The organism is Variovorax sp. SG517 (genome assembly GCF_013376045.1).
In the GTDB taxonomy this organism is placed as follows: domain Bacteria; phylum Pseudomonadota; class Gammaproteobacteria; order Burkholderiales; family Burkholderiaceae_C; genus Variovorax.
Genome location: NZ_JABMJG010000004.1, coordinates 392,029 through 408,634, shown reverse-complemented (window position 1 = coordinate 408,634; position 16,606 = coordinate 392,029). Strand labels below are relative to the sequence as shown.

Below are 16,606 nucleotides of genomic sequence, written 5' to 3'. Positions count from 1 at the left end.
GATGATGATGAAAGCGGCCACCCAGATGACCACGACCCCGTTCACCCGACGTTCCCTGGCAGCGCTCGCGGCTGCCGCCGCGCTTTGCGCCGTCGCGCCGCTGCATGCGCAGCAGCGCGTGATCCACATCGTCGTGCCCTTCGGCACCGGCGCGGTGCAGGACACGGTGGCGCGCGCCTTCAACAACGAACTGGGCGCCGCGCTGAACGCCAGCGCCATCGTCGAGAACCGCGCGGGCGCGGGCGGTACCGTGGGCGCGGCGATCGTGGCGCGCGCGCCGGCCGACGGCAACACGCTGGTCCTCGCCGCGGCGAGCCACAACATCGCGGGCTTCCTCTACAGCAAGCTCAGCTACGACCCGCTGAAGGACTTCGTCGGCGTCGCCAACGTCGGCAACGCGGGCTACGTGCTCGCGGTGTCCAGCGGCATGGGCGTGTCGAGCACGGCCGACTTCATCAAGGAGGTCAAGGCCAACCCCGGCAAGTACAACTACGCCTCGGCCGGCAACGGCAGCGCCACGCACCTCGCGATGGCCTCCTTCCTCGCGAAGGCCGGCCTGCAGATGACGCACATCCCGACCAAGTCGACCGGCGAGGCCGTCAACGAGGTGCTCGCGGGCCGCGTGCAGGCGGTGATCTCGTCGAGCATCGGCGTGATCGGCTTCCAGGACGACGCGCGCATGAAGCTGCTGGCCTCCACCGGCCAGTCGCGCAGCCCCTTCCTGCCCAAGCTGCCCACCGTGTCCGAGAGCGGCCTGCCCGGCTACGCCTTCGATTCGTGGATCGGCCTGCTTGCACCGGCCGGCACGCCCAAGGCCGAGGTCGAGCGCCTGAACGCCGTGACCAACAAAGTGCTGGCCGACCCCGCGATCCAGGAACGCTTCAAGCGCCTGGGCGTGGAGCCGCGCAGCCAGAGCGCGGAGGAGTTCCAGAAGCTGCTGCGCGCAGACTGGGATGCGATGGGGGCGGTGGTGAAGGCGTCGGGGGCGAAGATCGACTGATGGCAGGGAAATTACAAGCCTGAACCTATATTGAAGAAAAATACGCCAAAGACGATATTTTGACAAAATAAGACAGGGCCGATATTCTGCAGGTGCAATGGAATATCCCCTGCGCTTCGTCGATCAACTGCGGCCGCACCTCAAGGCCCTGCGCAAGCAGCGCGGCCTGACGCAGGCTCAGGCCGGCGCCATCATCGGCGTCAGCCAGGCCCGCATCGCGGAAATCGAGGCGAACCCCGGCGCGGTCAGCTTCGAGCAGCTGATGAAGCTCCTGTCGGCGCTGGGCGCCTCCTTCTGCCTGCGTGAGGAAGCAGCGCCAAGTCCCGTGCCCGTGGCCGCGGAAGAGCCCGCGCTGTACGACGCCGTGAAGCTTCCGCCCGGCCCATGGACCGCCACGCCGATGAGCGACCAGTCGGTGCTGGTGCGGCTGGAAGCCGAATCGCCGGGTGCGCCGGGCGAATCGCTTCGCGCACTCCAGGCGCTGAACCCCGGCAAGGACGTCAAGCCCACCTCGCGCCGGAACTTCGTCGTCCGGCCCAAGAGGGAGTCGTGGTGACGCAGGCCCTCGACGCCTGGATGAACGGAGAGCGCGTAGGCACCTGGATCGTCGAACGCGGCGCCCATTCCTTCCACTACGACCCGGCCTGGGCTGAATCGCCGCGGCGGCGATCGCTGTCGCTGTCGATCCCGCTCAACAGCGCGCTCGAGGTTCGCGGCGAGGTGGTCCGCAACTACTTCGACAACCTGCTGCCCGACAACGACAGGATTCGCGCGCGGCTGCGCAACCGCTTCCGGCTCAAGGACGCCACGGCCTTCGGCCTGCTCGAAGCCATCGGCCGCGACTGTGTCGGCGCCGTTCAACTCGTGCCCGAAGGGGCCGTTCCGCAAGGCTGGAACGCCATCGACTGCGAGCCGCTGGACGAGGCGCAGATCGCCGACCTGTTGCAGGCCGTGCCGTCCGAGGACGTGCCGCAAGGCATGCGCGACGAAGACCTGTTTCGCATCTCGCTGGCCGGCGCGCAGGAAAAGACGGCGCTGACCCGCTGGAACGATGCGTGGTGCCGGCCGCACGGCGCCACGCCCACTACGCACATCGTGAAGCTGCCGCTCGGGCTGATCGGCGGCTCCAGGCGCGTGGACGCCTCCGACTCGGTGCAGAACGAATGGCTGTGCGCGCAGATCGTGCTGGCCCTCGGCCTGCCGGTGGCACCGACTTCCATGGCCACCTTCGGCGGGCAGACGGTGCTGGTCGTGGAGCGCTTCGACCGCGAGTGGATGGACGGCAGGACCTGGATCGCACGACTGCCGCAGGAAGATTTCTGCCAGGCCCTGGGCCTGCCGTCAGAAAAGAAGTACGAGCAGCACGGCGGGCCCGGCATGCCGAAGTGCCTGCAGCTGCTGCAAGGCAGCAGGAGCGCCGAGGACGGCGCGCGCTTCCTGCTCGCGCAGCTGGCTTTCTTCCTGCTCGCGGCCACCGACGGGCATGCCAAGAACTTCTCGATCCACCTCCAGCGCGGCGACGCCTACGAGATGACGCCGCTGTACGACGTCATCTCGATGTGGCCGTATTTCGGCGATGGCGCCAATCAGTTCCAGCCGCGCAGGGCGGGCCTGGCGATGGCGATCTGCTCGAGGAATGCGCACTACGTGTTCCAGACCATCCAGGCCCGCCATTGGCATGCCCTGGCAATGAAGAACGGCGGCATCGGCGTGTGGAACGCGATGCTCGAGCTGGTGGCGTCGGTGGACGCCGCGCTGGGCGAGGTCGAGGCGCTGCTGCCGCCGGACTTTCCCGCGCGCACCTGGGACGCCATCTCGCAGGGCATGCGAGGCGAGGCGAAGCGATTCCTGGCGGGCGCCGACATCGCCTTGCAGGAGGCCGCTCAGGACTCCGCGCTCAAGACTCCGAAGTGAACCCGATCTGCTTCACCAGCGGCCCCCAGCGCTCGTACTCGGCCTTCTGGTCGGCGGCCATGTCCTGTGGCGTGCTGCCGTTCGCGACCAGGCCGACCAGGGCCAGCGCGTCGATCACGGCCTTGTCCTTCAGCGCCCGGGTGATGGCCGCGTTGGCGGTGGCGATGACGGCGGCGGGCGTCCTGGCCGGCGCGTAGAAGCCGAACCACTCCTCGGAGGTCACGTCGGGGTAGCCCAGCTCAGTGAAGGTCGGCACGTCGGGCAGGAAGGGCGAGCGCTTCTTCCCGGAGGTGGCCAGCACGCGGATGCGGCCGGCCTTCACGTACTGCAGGTAGTCGCCGCTGGGGTTCATGGCCGCCGCGATCTGGCCGCCCACCAGGTCGGTGATGCTGGGCACGGTGCCGCGATAGGGCACGTGCTTGATCTCCACGCCCGCGCGCATGCCCAGCAGCGCGCCCAGCAGGTGCGGCATGGAGCCGGCGCCGGGCGAGCCGTAGCTGGCCTTCTCGGGGTTGGCCTTGGCCCAGGCGAGGAAGTCCTTCAGCGTCTTGACCTCCGCCGGGACCGAGGGGCCCACGGCCAGGCCGTGGAACATCACCGCGCCGATGGATACGGCCGTGACGTCCTCGGGCTTGTACGAGAGCTTCGGATAGATGTACGGATAAACCGACAACGCCGACACGGGCGCCAGCGCCAGCACCGAGCCGTCGGCCGGCACGGCCTTGAGCGTTTCCAGCGCGATGCGCCCGCCCGCGCCGGGCTTGTTCTCCACGTAGCCCGGGTTCTTGCTGTAGGGCGTGCCGCCGAGCTTCTCGGCCACGCGGCGCGCCACGCTGTCGCCGGCGCTGCCAGCGGGAAAGCCGTAGATGACCTTCACCTGCTCCAGCGCCTGCGCAAGGGCGGCGAAGGGCGTCAATGCGCCGGTGGCGGCGGCGCCTGCCATGGCGTTGAGGAAGTGGCGTCGTTGCATGTGCTGTGTCTCCTTGAGTTTGTGTGTATGCGAAAGGGCTGGGGGAAAACGAAGGCGGCCCCGGGAGGCTGCCGGGGAATCAGGCCGCCGCGCGCCGGCGGGCGTAGTCGATGAAGAAGGCGAGGCTGCGCGGGTTCTGCATGCTGTCGGGGCTCGCCACCTTTTCGGCCGGCGTGCCCAGCAGCAGCTTGCGCAGGGGCACTTCCATCTTCTTGCCGCTGAGCGTGCGCGGAATCTCGTCCACCTGCACGACGTCGTCGGGCACGTGGCGCGCCGATGCCTTGGTGCGGATGGCGGCACGGATGCGCTCGACGAGGGCCGCATCGAGCGCCATGCCCGGCTGCAGCACCACGAACAGCGGCATGAACGAGGGACGGCCCAGGTATTCGAGGTCGACCACGACGCTGTCGCGCACCTCGGGCAGCTGCTCGACCACGCGGTAGATCTCGGCGGTGCCCATGCGGATGCCGAAGCGGTTGATGGTGCTGTCGGAGCGCCCGTAGATCACCGCGCTGCGCCGCGGCGTGAAGCGGATCCAGTCGCCATGCCGCCAGACACCAGGAAAGCTCTCGAAGTAGCTCTCGCGGTAGCGCCGGTTCTCCGGATCGTTCCAGAAGTACAGCGGCATCGAGGGCATGGGCTTGGTGATGACCAGCTCGCCCACCTCGTCGACCACGGGCCGGCCGGCGTCGTCGAATGCGTACGCCGCCACGCCGAGTTCGGGGCACTGGATCTCCCCGGCGTGCACCGGCAGGCTGGGCGCGCAGGCCACGAAGCCCGATGCGATGTCGGTGCCGCCGCTGATCGAGGCCAGCCAGAGGTCGGGTTTGACGGCCTCGTAGACCCACAGATAGGCTTCCACCGGCAGCGGTGAGCCGGTCGCGTTGATGGCGCGCAGCCGCTCCAGGTTCGCGATGTCGCGCGGGCGCAGGTTGTCCTTCATGCAGTTGGCCAGGTAGGCCGCGCCGCAGCCGAACAGCGTGACGCCCTGCTCGCCGATGAAGCGCCACAGCGCACCGGCGTCGGGCCAGGCGGGGTTGCCGTCGAACAGCACGATGCTCGCGCCGGTCAAAAGCGCGCCCACCTGCAGGTTCCACACGATCCATCCGGTGCTGCCGAGGAACAGCAGCCGGTCGCCCGCGCGCAGGTCGTGCTGCAGCGTCATGGTCTTCAGGTGCGTGAGCACGATGCCGCCGTGGCCGTGAACCATCGCCTTGGGCAGGCCGGTGGTGCCGGACGAATAGACGATCCACAGCGGGTGGTCGAAAGGCAGGCGTTCGTAGCGCGGCGGCGCGTCCTCGCGCAGCGCATCGGCCCAGTCGACGCGGTCGCGCCAGTCGGGTGCCGGCGCCTCGTCGCCCGGGCCCGGCACGTGGATCACGCGCTTCACGCTGGGCAGTTCGGCGAGCAGTTCCTTCACCTGGGCGCTGCGGTCGTGGCGCTTGCCGTTGTAGCGGTAGCCGTCGGTCGCCAGCAGCAGGCAGGGCTCGATCTGGCGCAGCCGGTCCAGGACCACGCCGGGGCCCATGTCCGGCGCGCAGCTCGACCAGATGGCGCCGATGCTGGCGCAGGCCAGGAAGGCGACGACGGTCTCCGGCCAGTTGGGCAGGTAGCCCGCCACCCGGTCGCCGGGGCCGATGCCCCATGCGCGCATCTGCCCGGCCAGCGCGGCGGCGTCGCGCTCCAGCTCGGCCCACGAGATGGTGCGCAGCGGCGCGTCTTCCCGGCGCGCGATGATCGCCGGGCTCGCCGGGTCATTGCCCGTTCTGCGGAACACGTTCTCGGCGTAGTTCAGCCGCATGCCGGGAAACCATTGCGCATCGGGCATCTCGCGCTGCGCGAGCACCGGTTGCGCGGCGCCCTCGCCCACCACGCTGAAGTACTCCCGGATCGACTGCCAGAAGGGCTCCAGCGAGTCCACGGACCACTGCCAGAGTTCCTCGTAACTGCCCGCCGGCACGCCGTGGCGTTCAGCGAGCCACTGCTGGTAGGCATGCAGGCCGCTGGCGCGGACCTGTTCAGCCGAGGGTGTCCACAGCAGCTGGCCGTGGGCGTCGGAAGGGGGCGAATCGTGCATCGTGTAGCTGGCATCCAGGAGCCGCCCGGCGGGCGGTTCGGGCCGGATTGTTCGGGGGATGCGGCGGCGATACTGTTGGAAATGAGACATTTGAATTAAGGGTTTGCCCGTTGGAAAAGAAGCCACACGAGCCGCCGGCCGCGCCCCATCGGCGGGCGCCGGGGCCCCTTCCTTCGCGGCGCCCGAAGGCGGACGAACCCGCGGGCCTCGGCATGGACGAGCTGCTGCGCAAGTCGTCGTGGAGCGCGGCCCTGCCTGCGCCGCTGCGCAAGCGGGTGATGGAGCGCATGCGCGAGCACCGGGTGTCGAAGGGCCAGCTGCTGGGGCGGCGCGGCGAGATCCCGTCGGCCTGGTTCGGGCTGATGGAGGGGCTGCTCAAGACCTCGGTGCTCGCCGCCGACGGCCGCAGCTCCACGCTGGGCGGCATCCTGCCGGGCTGCTGGTTCGGCGAGGGCGCACTGCTGCGCGGCAAGCCCCGCCACGCCGACTACGTGGCGCTGCGCGACAGCCGGGTCGCGCTGCTGCCGCTGGACGATTTCGCCCGCCTGCTGCAGGAGCACCCGGCGTTCAAGGACTTCATCTACGCGCAGATCAACGAGCGCCTGCACTACTTCATGGACCACGTGGGCGACGTGCGGCTGATGCGCGGCCCCGCGCGCGTGGCGAATGCGCTGTGCGGGCTGGCCCATCCGCTGAACAACCCGCTCGGGCTGATCCACCTGCCCATCGCGCAGGACGAGCTCGCGGCCATCGCCGGCGTCTCGCGGCAGCGCTGCAACCTCGCGCTGCAGCACATGCAGGCCGAAGGCTGGCTGCACGTCGGCTACGGGCAGCTGACCCTGCTCGCGCTGGAGCCGATCACGGCCATGGCCCGGGCGGGCTGATCCCCTGCGGCGGCGCCCCGGGCGCGAAATCGCCTTGTAGGACGCCGGCGGATTGAACTTCGCGCGCCCCGAAGCCATGCTCTGGCGGTGCCCCGCCGTGCGCCGGGGCTGAAAGGAAATCTCATGGATTCGACATCGCCCCTCGAACAGCCTGCGGCCGTGCACGCAGGCAGATCGCCCAGGGTGCTCTGGGCCGTGATTGGCGTGCTGGCCATCGCGGTCGCAGCGCTCGGCGGGGTGCTGCTGCACAGGCAGGGGCAGGAAACGGCGGCGCCCGCCGCCACGCCCCTGGCCGCCGCGGCTACCGCGGCGACTGCCCCGGCGCCCGACGACTTCAAGCCCGACGCCATGCCGCCCGCGCCAGCGATGCCGCCGCCCGCGGTCGGCGCCGGCGCCGCTCCTCAGCCGATGGCCGCCGCGCCGCAGTCAGCGCCCGCTCCCGTGAATTCGACGGCCGTTGCGGCAGCCGAGCCCGCGCCCGCCACGCGCGCAGCGCCACCGTGCGCGGTCTGCGGCCGCGTCGAGTCGGTCCGACCGGTACAGCGCGAGCAGAAGACCAGCGGTGTCGGCGCCGTCGCGGGCGGCGTGGTCGGCGGCCTCGTCGGCAACCAGTTCGGCCATGGCAACGGCCGCGTCGCCACCACGGTGCTGGGCGCGGTGGGCGGCGGCTTCGCGGGCAACGCCATCGAGAAGCACGTGCGCACCGTCACCGTCTACGAGGTGGGCGTGCGCATGGACGACGGCAGGCTGCGCACCGTCGAGACGAAGACTGCGCCGCCGATCGGCAAGCCGGTCACGCTCCAGCGCGGCGTGCTGCGTCCCGCCGACGGCCACAAATAGGCGAGCCGGCCTTGCGCAGGGCTTTCACGCCCTGCGCCCCTCCGTATCACAGAAGAACACGGCGCAAAAGAGCGCTTGCCCCAAAAGTATCTTGACCGTATATCCTTAATATATTTAAAGTCCGGTGCTTCCACCGCACATCCGAAGGAGCGATCAAGTGAGCAATCCCCGCTGGCAGGGCATCTTTCCCGCCGTCACCACCAAGTTCCACGCCGACGAGAGCATCGACGCCGAGGGCACGGCCCGGCACATCGATTTCCAGATCCGCAACGGCATCCACGGCCTCGTCACCTGTGGCTCGCTCGGCGAGGCCAGCACGCTGACGCTGGAGGAGAAGCTGCAGGTCGCGAAGATCGCACTCGACGCCGCCGACGGCCGCATCCCTGTGCTGGCCAACGTCTCGGAAACCAGCACGCGCGAGGCGCTGCGCTACGTCGACGGCGCCAACAAGATCGGCGTGGCCGGCTTCATGGTGATGCCCTCGGTGATCTACGTGGCTGATGCGCGCGAGGCCATGCTCAACGTGCGCACCATCGCCAATGCGGCGCAGAAGCCCATCATGGTCTACAACAACCCGGTGGCCTACCGCGTCGATCTGAAGCCTGCGCACATGGTCGAGCTGGCCGACTGCGAATGGATCGCCGCCATCAAGGAAAGCACCGACGACATCCGCCGCATCACCGACCTGCGCAACACCGTGGGCGAGCGCTACCAGCTGTTCCTCGGCGTCGACGACCTCGCCTACGAAGGCCTGGCGCTGGGCTGCGACGGCCTGCTCGCCGGCGTGGGCTGCGCCTTCCCGCGCGAGACCGTGGCTCTCTACGACCTCATGAAGGCCGGCAAGTTCGCAGAGGCGCTCAAGCTCTACCAGTGGATGACGCCGATGCTGCACCTCGACGTGTCGACCAAGCTGGTGCAGAACCTCAAGCTCATCGACGCGCTCGTGGGCGTGGGCACCGAGCACATGCGCCGCCCGCGCCTGCCGCTCGTCGGCGCCGAGCGCGAGTACGTCGAAGGCATCGTGAAGAAGGCGCTCGCGACGAGGCCTGTTCAATACCAGTCGGTCATGCAATAAACCGACGGCGCGCCGGCACCGGCTTACCGGTCGGCTGCCGGCCGCGTGTTTTTCATCGTCCCCAACCCAGCAGGAAGAAGCATGAAGACAAAAGCAGGCATGGTTTCGTTTCTCGGTCTCGCGGCCCTGGCCCTCGCCGGCCAGGCGCACGCGCAGGAGCAGGTGGTCAAGATCGGCCACAGCGGTCCTCTCTCGGGCCCCAACGCCTTCGCGGGCAAGGACAATGAAAACGGCGTGCGCCTCGCCATCGAGGAGCTCAACGCGAAGAAGCTCGTGGTCGGCGGCAAGACGCTGAAGTTCGAGCTTGCCTCGGAAGACGACCAGTGCGACGCCAAGACCGGCGTGAGCGTGGCACAGAAGTTCGTGGATGACGGCGTGAAGTACGTCATGGGCCCGTACTGCTCGGGCGTGGCCATCCCGGCCTCGCGCATCTACGCCGACGGCGGCACCATGGTCTCCACAGTGGGCACCAACCCGAAGGTCACGCAGGGCGGCTACAAGAACCTCTACCGCATCATCGCGAGCGACAACCAGATCGGCGGCGCGATGGCCGTGTATGCGGCCAAGGAGATGAAGCTGAAGAAGGTCGGCGTGATCGACGACCGCACCGCCTTCGGCCAGGGCCTCGCCGAGGAATTCACCAAGGAGGCGAAGAAGCAGGGCCTCACCGTGGTCGGCCAGGAGTTCACCACCGACAAGGCCGTGGACTTCACCGCCATCCTCACCAACATGAAGGCCAAGGCGCCCGAGGCCATCTTCTTCGGCGGCTACGCGCCGCAGGCTGCGCCCATGGCGCGCCAGATGAAGCAGCTCGCGGTGCCCGGCAAGCTCTTGGGCGGCGACACCGTCTGCAGCCCCGCCACCGGCAAGCTCGGCGGCGACGCGGTCAACGACCTGGTGTTCTGCGCGCAGGGCGGCTCCATCCTCGAGAAGGCGCAAAGCGGCCCGGCCTTCAAGGAAAAGTTCAAGAAGCGCTTCAACGCCGATCCCGACGCGTACGCCGCCTCGTACTACGACCAGGTGCTCTTCATCGGCGAGTCGATGAAGAAGGCCAACTCCATCGACCCCGACAAGGTCGGCGCCGAACTCTACAAGGCCACCTACAAGGGCGTGGCCGCCACCTACGCCTACGACGACAAGGGCAACATGAAGCAGGCGCCGATCACCGTGTTCACCTTCAAGAACGCGGCACCCGTGCCCATCGCAAGCTACTGATCCGAAGCGAAGAACATGCAGCGCATCCAGGTCATCGACTCACACACGGGCGGCGAGCCCACGCGCCTGGTGATCGGGGGCTTTCCCGACCTGGGCAAGGGCAGCATGGCCGAGCGCCGCGCGCTGCTGGCCGAGCGGCACGACAAGTGGCGAGCCGCCGCCGTGCTCGAGCCGCGCGGCAGCGACGTGGTGGTGGGCGCGCTGCTGTGCGAGCCGGTCTCGGCCGACGCGGCAGCCGGTGTCGTCTTCTTCAACAACGCCGGCTACCTCGGCATGTGTGGCCACGGCACCATCGGGCTGGTCGCGAGCCTCGCGCACATGGGGCGCATCGGCATCGGCGAGCACCGTATCGAGACGCCCGTGGGCACCGTGACCACCACGCTGCACGAAGACGGCTCGGTGAGCGTGCGCAACGTGCCCGCCTACCGGCACCTGCGGCAGGCGGCGGTCGAGCTGCCGGGCCACGGCACGGTTCGGGGCGACGTGGCCTGGGGCGGCAACTGGTTCTTCCTCGTGAGCGAGCACGGCCAGCGCGTGGCGAGCGACAACCTCGCCGCGCTCACCGACTACACCGCCGCGCTGCGCAAGGCCCTGGCGGCGCAGGGCATCACCGGTGCCGACGGCGCGGAGATCGACCACATCGAGCTTTTCGCCGACGACAGCGAAGGCGCCGACAGCCGCAACTTCGTGCTGTGCCCCGGCAACGCCTACGACCGCTCGCCCTGCGGCACCGGCACCAGCGCCAAGATCGCCTGCCTCGCGGCCGACGGCAAGCTCGCGCCGGGCGAGGTGTGGAAGCAGGCCAGCGTGATCGGCAGCGTCTTCGAGGCCAGCTACGCGCTCGACGGCGAAGGCCGCGTCATTCCCACGCTGCGCGGCCGCGCGCACATCAGCGCAGAGGCCACGCTGCTGATCGACGACGCCGATCCCTTCGGCTGGGGCATCCGGCTCTGACCACGGGCACGACAGGCCCAATGGACGCGGACGTCATCGTCATCGGCGCCGGCATCGTGGGCGCCGCGTGCGCGCATGCGCTCGCGGATGCGGGCGCGAAGGTGCTGGTGCTCGACGCGGGCATCGGCGGCGCCACCGGCGCGGGCATGGGCCACCTCGTGGTGATGGACGACAACCCGGCCGAGCTCGAACTGAGCCGACATTCCATCGCGCAGTGGCGCGAACTTGCGCCGCGCATGGGCGAAGACTGCGCCTACAGCCCCTGCGGCACGCTCTGGATCGCCGCGAACGACGAAGAGATGGCCGAGGCCGAGCGCAAGCTGCAGCGGCTGCGCGCCGACGGCATCGACAGCCGCCTGCTCGACGCACGGCAGCTCTCGGCCGCCGAACCTGCATTGCGCAAGGGCCTCGCCGGCGCGCTCGAAGTGCCTGGCGACGGCATCCTCTACGCACCCAACGCGGCGCGCTGGCTGCTCGCGCAGCACGCGGCATCGATCCGCGTCGAGCAGGCGAAGGTCGATGCCATCGAGGACGACGGCACGCTGCGCCTGGCCGACGGCAGCCGGCGCACCGCGCCGCAGGTCGTGCTCGCCAACGGCATCCAGGCGACCGCGCTGTGCCCCGAGCTGCCGATACGCCCGAAGAAGGGCCACCTGCTCATCACCGACCGCTATCCGGGCACGGTGCACCACCAGCTGGTCGAGCTCGGCTACGTGACCAGCGCGCACCACAGCGAGGGCGACTCGGTCGCCTTCAACGTGCAGCCGCGTCCCACGGGGCAGCTGCTGATCGGCTCCTCGCGCCAGTTCGACACCACCGACGCGGCCGTGGAAGCGCCGATGCTCGCGCGCATGCTCCAGCGCGCGCTCGACTACCTGCCGGGGCTCGCGAACCTCAACGCCCTGCGCTCGTGGACCGGCATGCGCGCGGCCTCGCCCGACGGGCTTCCGCTTCTTGGCAAGCACCCGTGGCGCGAAAGGCTCTGGCTCGCCGTTGGGCACGAGGGCCTGGGCGTGACCACGGCACCGGGCAGCGCGCACCTGCTCGCCGCGCTGATGACCGGTGCGACGCCCGGTTTCGACGCGACGCCCTACGCGCCTCGCGGCCTGCGGGAGGCTGCATGAGCGCCCACACCCTGCTGAACATCGACGGCCACCTCGTCCGCGTGAAGGCCGGCAGCTCGGTCGCCGCCGCGCTGCGCGTGGCCGATGGCACCGGCGTGGCGCGCATCTCCGTCGGCGGCCAGCCGCGCGCGCCCTTCTGCGGCATGGGCGTGTGCCAGGAGTGCCGCGTGCTCGTCGATGGCCGGCGCAGGCTCGCCTGTCAGACCGTGTGCGCCGAAGGCATGCGGGTGGAGACATCGGAATGAGTGGAGTCATGCCCGAGCGTTGCGACGTGCTGGTCGTCGGCGCCGGCCCGGCCGGCATGGCGGCGGCCGTGGCGGCTGCGCGCAGCGGCGCATCCGTCGTGGTGATCGACGACAACCCCGCGCCCGGCGGACAGATCTGGCGCGACGGCCCCGGCGCCAAGCTGCCGCCCGGCGCGCGCAAGTGGCGCGATGCGCTCGAACGCCACGCCAACATCCGCGTGCGCAGCGGCACGCGCGTGGTCGCGGCGCCCTCGCCCGGCGAACTGCTGCTCGAAGACGCCGATGGCGCCGTGCGCATGCGGTGGAGCAAGCTCATCCTATGCACCGGCGCGCGCGAACTGCTGCTGCCCTTTCCCGGTTGGACGCTGCCCGGCGTGACCGGCGCGGGCGGGCTGCAGGCGCTCATCAAGGCCGGCCTGCCGGTCGAGGGCGAGCGCATCGTCGTCGCGGGCAGCGGACCGCTTCTGCTCGCCGCCGCAGCCACCGCGCGTTCGGCGGGCGCCAAGGTGCTGCGCATCGCCGAGCAGGCTTCGTTCGCCGCGGTCGCGCGCTTCTGCGCCAGCCTCGCGCGCTGGCCCGGCAAGGCGGCGCAGGCCGTCGCGCTGGCCGACCCCTGCTACCGCACCTCGTCGCACGTCGTCTCGGCGGGTGGCGCGGTGCAGGTCGAGTCGGTGCGGCTGCGCCAGGGCAACGGCAAGGAAGTGGAGATCGCCTGCGACCGCATCGCCTGCGGCTTCGGCCTGGTGCCGAACACGCAGCTCGGCCGCATGCTCGGCTGTGCGCTGGCTTCGGACGGTTTCAGCGCGCGGGGCCTGCGGGTCGATGCGCGGCAGGCCACCAGCGTGCCGGGCATCTACGCGGCGGGCGAGTGCACCGGCTTCGGCGGCAGCGAGCGCGCGCTGGCGCAGGGCAGCATCGCCGGCCATGCGGCGGTGGGCGACGAGCGCGCCGCCGCCGCGCATGAAGGCGAGCGCGCCCGCTGGGAGGCCTTCGCCGCGCAGCTGCACCGCGGCTTCGCGCTGCGTGCCGGCATCCGGGCGCTGGCCCAGCCCGACACGCTCGTGTGCCGCTGCGAGGACGTGCCCTTCTCCGCGCTGCAGGACTGCAGCGGCTGGACCGACGCCAAGCTGCACCGCCGCTGCGGCATGGGCGCCTGCCAGGGGCGCGTGTGCGGCGACGCCGCGCAGTTCCTCTTCGGATGGACGCCGCCCGCGCCGCGCCCGCCGCTGTCGCCGGTGCGCATCGCGACGCTCGCGGGCCTCGGCGAAGTTGTCGGCGGCGCGGACGCCCGACAATGACGGCGCCGCCGCATCCGCAGAACGAGACCATGGCCTCCCCGAAGACAGCACCGAAGAAGAAAGAAGCCGAGACAGCCCCCGCGGCCGCCGCGCGCCCGCGTCCCAAGCGCCGTGCCGCCGACGAGGCCTACGACGCCATCGAGACGCTGCTGTCCACCATGCAGCTGCAGCCCGGCAGCCAGATCGTCGAGGCCGAGCTCGCCGAGCGCACCGGGCTGGGCCGCACGCCGGTGCGCGAGGCGCTGATGCGCATGGTGTCCATCGGCCTCATCGTGCAGCAGCCGCGCCGCGGGCTGCTGGTGTCGACCATCGACCTGGCCGACCATCTCGACGTGATCCAGACGCGGCGCGTGCTCGAACTGCTGATCGCCGCCTGCTCGGCGCGCCGCGCCACCGCGCAGCAGCGCCAGGAGATCGTGCGCTGCGCCGAGATGATGGTCGAGGCCGCGGGCCGGGGCGACCTCAACGACTACATGCAGGCCGACCGCGCGCTCGACCTCGTCAACCACCGGGCGAGCCACAACGACTCGGCGGTGCGCGCGGTGATCCCTCCCATCGTCCAGTGCCGGCGCTTCTGGTACGCCTACCAGCACGAGGGCGAGATCGTCGAAGGCGCGAACGCGCACCTGCAGCTGGCGCGGGGCATCGCGACCGGCGACGAGGCTGCCGCCACCGCGGGCGCCAACCGGCTGATGGACTATCTCGAAGTCTTCGCGCGCAAGATCATCGACAACTAGGCCGGAGGGCACCTCGGGCACGCAGCCTGGCCTTCCTTCAGCGCGCGCCCGCCGGCGCGGTGCGCACCTTCGGCGGTTGCGCGCCGCGCTGCGCATGCTGGCTCAGCCAGATGCTCGCGATCACGACGAGGATGCCCAGCACCTGCCACGCCGAAAGCGCCTGCCCCAGCAGCGCCCAGCCGAGGATCACCGCCGTCACCGGGCTCAGGAAGGCCAGCGGCGCGATGGTCGAAGGCTCCAGCCGCGCCACGCCGCGGAACCACACGATGTAGGTCAGCGCGGCGCCCACCAGGCCCAGCCAGCCGAAGCCGATCCAGTTGTGCAGCGTGAGCACGGGCAGCGGCGGCTCCAGCAGCAGCGCCACCGGCAGCAGCAGAAGGCCGCCCGCGGTGAGCTGCCAGGCCGTGAAGGTCAGCGCCGATACCGGCGGCTGCCAGCGCCGGCTCAGCACCGTGCCGAAGGCCATCGATACGGCGGCGGCGATGGCCGCCGCGATGCCGAGCGCATCGAGCGCCGCGTTCGGCGTCAGCACCAGCAGCGCCACCCCGCCGATGCCGACCATCGCCGCCACTACCGACAGCGCACGCACCGGTGAACCCAGGAAGACGCTGGCCAGGAACACCACCATCAGCGGCTGCACCGAGGTGATGGTGGCCGCCACGCCGCCCGGCAGCCGGTAGGCCGCGAGGAACAGCATCGCCCACAGCACCGAGAAGTTCAGCGCCCCGAGCAGCAGGATGCGGCCCCACCACGCGCGCCCGGGCAGCTGCCGCACGATCGCCAGCAGCAGCAAGCCCGCGGGCAGCGCGCGCAGCAGCGCCACCGTCAGCGGGTAGTTCGCCGGCAGCAGCTCGGTCGTGACGATGTAGGTGCTGCCCCAGATGGCGGGCGCCGTGGCGGTCAGGAGGATGTCGGTGGTGCGGCTGGTCATGCCTCGAATCTAGTGAGTTGACCGTTGGTTGTGAATGTTCGAATAATGAATTGATTCTTTACCGCCAGTCGTCAATCAGGCATGGACCACCATGGACCACCTTACCGCCCTCAAAGTCTTCCGCACCGCCGCCGCCACGGGCAGCTTCGCAGGCGCCGCGCGGCAGATGGGGCTCTCGCCCGCAGCGGTGAGCAAGAACATCGCCGAGCTGGAAGCGCACCTGAAGGTGCGGCTCATCAATCGCACCACGCGGCAGATGAGCCTGACGGAGGCCGGCGCGGCGTACCACCAGCGGCTCTCCCGCATCCTCGACGAGCTCGCCGAGGCCGATGCCGCGCTCGCGCCCATGGGCAGCAGCCCCGGCGGCGTGCTGCGCGTGAGCGCGCCGCTGACCCTCGCGCTGACGCTGCTGTCGCCGGCCATTCCGGAGTTCATGGGCCGCCACCCCAACCTGCGGCTGGAGCTGAACCTGCAGGACGCCCGCGTCGACATCATCGGCGAGGGTTACGACCTGGCCATCCGCGGCAGCGACCGGCTGGAGGATTCGAGCCTCGTCGCGCGCGAACTCATGACCATGGACCACGTGCTGTGCGCCGCCCCCGCCTACCTCGACGCAGCCGGCCGGCCGCAGCAGCCCGCCGACCTGAAGAGCCACGAGTGCGTGCAGTTCACGCTCTCCGGCCACGCCAACAAGTGGACCTTCACGCGCGCCGGCCGCAGCGTGGCGGTGCCCATCGACGGGCGCTACAAGGTCGGCTCCAGCATCGCCGTGCGCGACGCCCTGCTCGCGGGCTTCGGCCTGAGCCTGATCCCGCGCATCTACGTGGAGAAGGAGCTGGCCGCGGGCCGGCTCGAGGCGGTGCTGCAGGAGTGGGAGGCCGACCGCACGCCCGTGTACGCCGTGTACCCCTCGCGTCACCTGGCAGCCAAGACGCGCGCCTTCGTCGACTTTCTGGTGGAGCGCTTCGCGGCGCGCTGAGCGCCGGGCGGACTCAGCCGGCGTCGGATCCGGGCTCGGGCAGTTCCGGATCCTCCCAGCCGAGCAGTTCGGCCAGCCGCCGCACCACCCACGTGGCCTCGGCCGCCGACACGCCCGATTCGGGCGCGGCCAGCCCGGCGTGGATGCGGCGCAGGATCTCGTTTTCGACCGGCACCTCGGTGTGGTGCTGGATCTGCGCATGGCCCACGAGATGGCTGGCGAGGTCCTCGCAGATCTCGTAGCGCTCGCGCACCACGCCGATGGGCTCGCTCAGGCGCTGGCGCGCGTCGGTGTAGACCGCGAAGAACGAGGGCGGGATGAGGATCTGGTTGTCGTCGGACATCGCGGGTCTCGGGGGAAAGC

At 70.3% G+C, this 16,606-nt stretch carries 17 protein-coding genes; 13 read left to right on the top strand and 4 right to left on the bottom strand.

The window, feature by feature from the left end:
* The first annotated feature begins 1 nt into the window (after position 1).
* The 3 genes from FHT32_RS14595 to FHT32_RS14585 all read left to right on the top strand — a co-directional run bounded on the left by FHT32_RS14595 (position 2) and on the right by FHT32_RS14585 (position 2,914).
* Entirely contained in the window at positions 2–1,000 is a 999-nt protein-coding gene (locus FHT32_RS14595; RefSeq protein WP_371132180.1) for a tripartite tricarboxylate transporter substrate-binding protein, read from the top strand.
* A 97-nt stretch (positions 1,001–1,097) separates the two neighbouring features.
* Positions 1,098–1,556 (top strand): helix-turn-helix domain-containing protein, encoded by a 459-nt coding sequence (locus FHT32_RS14590; RefSeq protein WP_176665322.1) that lies wholly within the window; start codon positions 1,098–1,100, stop codon positions 1,554–1,556.
* The gene (locus FHT32_RS14585; RefSeq protein WP_371132179.1) at positions 1,550–2,914 is read left to right on the top strand and encodes a HipA domain-containing protein; all 1,365 of its coding nucleotides are present in this window, start codon (positions 1,550–1,552) and stop codon (positions 2,912–2,914) included. The genes FHT32_RS14590 and FHT32_RS14585 overlap by 7 nt, the downstream gene beginning before the upstream one ends.
* Here FHT32_RS14585 and FHT32_RS14580 read toward each other — a convergent pair.
* Together FHT32_RS14580 and FHT32_RS14575 are read right to left on the bottom strand one after the other, a co-directional pair.
* Positions 2,898–3,884, bottom strand: a complete 987-nt coding sequence (locus tag FHT32_RS14580; RefSeq protein ID WP_176665321.1) for a Bug family tripartite tricarboxylate transporter substrate binding protein — start codon at positions 3,882–3,884, stop codon at positions 2,898–2,900. The two genes, FHT32_RS14585 and FHT32_RS14580, sit on opposite strands and share 17 nt — an antisense overlap.
* Before the next feature lie 79 nt (positions 3,885–3,963).
* Complete coding sequence (locus tag FHT32_RS14575; protein ID WP_176665320.1) at positions 3,964–5,961, bottom strand: acetoacetate--CoA ligase; 1,998 nt, start codon at positions 5,959–5,961, stop codon at positions 3,964–3,966.
* 110 nt (positions 5,962–6,071) lie between these two features.
* On the opposite strand from FHT32_RS14575, the gene FHT32_RS14570 reads away from it, so the two are divergent.
* The 9 genes from FHT32_RS14570 to FHT32_RS14530 all read left to right on the top strand — a co-directional run bounded on the left by FHT32_RS14570 (position 6,072) and on the right by FHT32_RS14530 (position 14,333).
* Positions 6,072–6,845 (top strand): Crp/Fnr family transcriptional regulator, encoded by a 774-nt coding sequence (locus FHT32_RS14570; protein ID WP_256098999.1) that lies wholly within the window; start codon positions 6,072–6,074, stop codon positions 6,843–6,845.
* A 123-nt stretch (positions 6,846–6,968) separates the two neighbouring features.
* A complete protein-coding gene (locus tag FHT32_RS14565; protein ID WP_176665319.1) occupies positions 6,969–7,685 on the top strand; it encodes a glycine zipper 2TM domain-containing protein in 717 nt (238 codons plus the stop codon).
* A 157-nt stretch (positions 7,686–7,842) separates the two neighbouring features.
* Entirely contained in the window at positions 7,843–8,760 is a 918-nt protein-coding gene (locus FHT32_RS14560; RefSeq protein WP_176665318.1) for a dihydrodipicolinate synthase family protein, read from the top strand.
* An 81-nt stretch (positions 8,761–8,841) separates the two neighbouring features.
* The gene (locus FHT32_RS14555) at positions 8,842–9,975 is read left to right on the top strand and encodes a branched-chain amino acid ABC transporter substrate-binding protein (protein ID WP_176665317.1); all 1,134 of its coding nucleotides are present in this window, start codon (positions 8,842–8,844) and stop codon (positions 9,973–9,975) included.
* 15 nt (positions 9,976–9,990) lie between these two features.
* Complete coding sequence (locus FHT32_RS14550; RefSeq protein WP_176665316.1) at positions 9,991–10,929, top strand: 4-hydroxyproline epimerase; 939 nt, start codon at positions 9,991–9,993, stop codon at positions 10,927–10,929.
* Between the two features lie 20 nt (positions 10,930–10,949).
* Positions 10,950–12,053, top strand: coding sequence for an FAD-binding oxidoreductase (locus tag FHT32_RS14545; RefSeq protein ID WP_176665315.1), 1,104 nt, complete (start codon positions 10,950–10,952; stop codon positions 12,051–12,053).
* A complete protein-coding gene (locus tag FHT32_RS14540) occupies positions 12,050–12,298 on the top strand; it encodes a (2Fe-2S)-binding protein (RefSeq protein ID WP_176665314.1) in 249 nt (82 codons plus the stop codon). The genes FHT32_RS14545 and FHT32_RS14540 overlap by 4 nt, the downstream gene beginning before the upstream one ends.
* A complete protein-coding gene (locus tag FHT32_RS14535) occupies positions 12,295–13,596 on the top strand; it encodes an FAD/NAD(P)-binding oxidoreductase (protein WP_218088221.1) in 1,302 nt (433 codons plus the stop codon). The genes FHT32_RS14540 and FHT32_RS14535 overlap by 4 nt, the downstream gene beginning before the upstream one ends.
* Positions 13,593–14,333, top strand: coding sequence for a GntR family transcriptional regulator (locus tag FHT32_RS14530; protein ID WP_176665313.1), 741 nt, complete (start codon positions 13,593–13,595; stop codon positions 14,331–14,333). The genes FHT32_RS14535 and FHT32_RS14530 overlap by 4 nt, the downstream gene beginning before the upstream one ends.
* 37 nt (positions 14,334–14,370) lie before the next feature.
* Here the strand turns inward: FHT32_RS14530 and FHT32_RS14525 are convergent, their stop codons facing one another.
* Positions 14,371–15,264, bottom strand: coding sequence for an EamA family transporter (locus tag FHT32_RS14525; RefSeq protein WP_176665312.1), 894 nt, complete (start codon positions 15,262–15,264; stop codon positions 14,371–14,373).
* Positions 15,265–15,355: 91 nt separating this feature from the next.
* Between FHT32_RS14525 and FHT32_RS14520 the strand changes: the two genes are divergently transcribed.
* Positions 15,356–16,243 carry a LysR family transcriptional regulator gene (locus FHT32_RS14520; protein ID WP_176665311.1) on the top strand — a complete coding sequence of 296 codons (888 nt, stop codon included), beginning with the start codon at positions 15,356–15,358 and terminating at the stop codon, positions 16,241–16,243.
* A gap of 13 nt (positions 16,244–16,256) precedes the next feature.
* Here the strand turns inward: FHT32_RS14520 and FHT32_RS14515 are convergent, their stop codons facing one another.
* On the bottom strand, positions 16,257–16,586 hold the full coding sequence (locus tag FHT32_RS14515) for a hypothetical protein (protein ID WP_176665310.1): 330 nt from the start codon (positions 16,584–16,586) through the stop codon (positions 16,257–16,259).
* Positions 16,587–16,606: the final 20 nt, after the last annotated feature.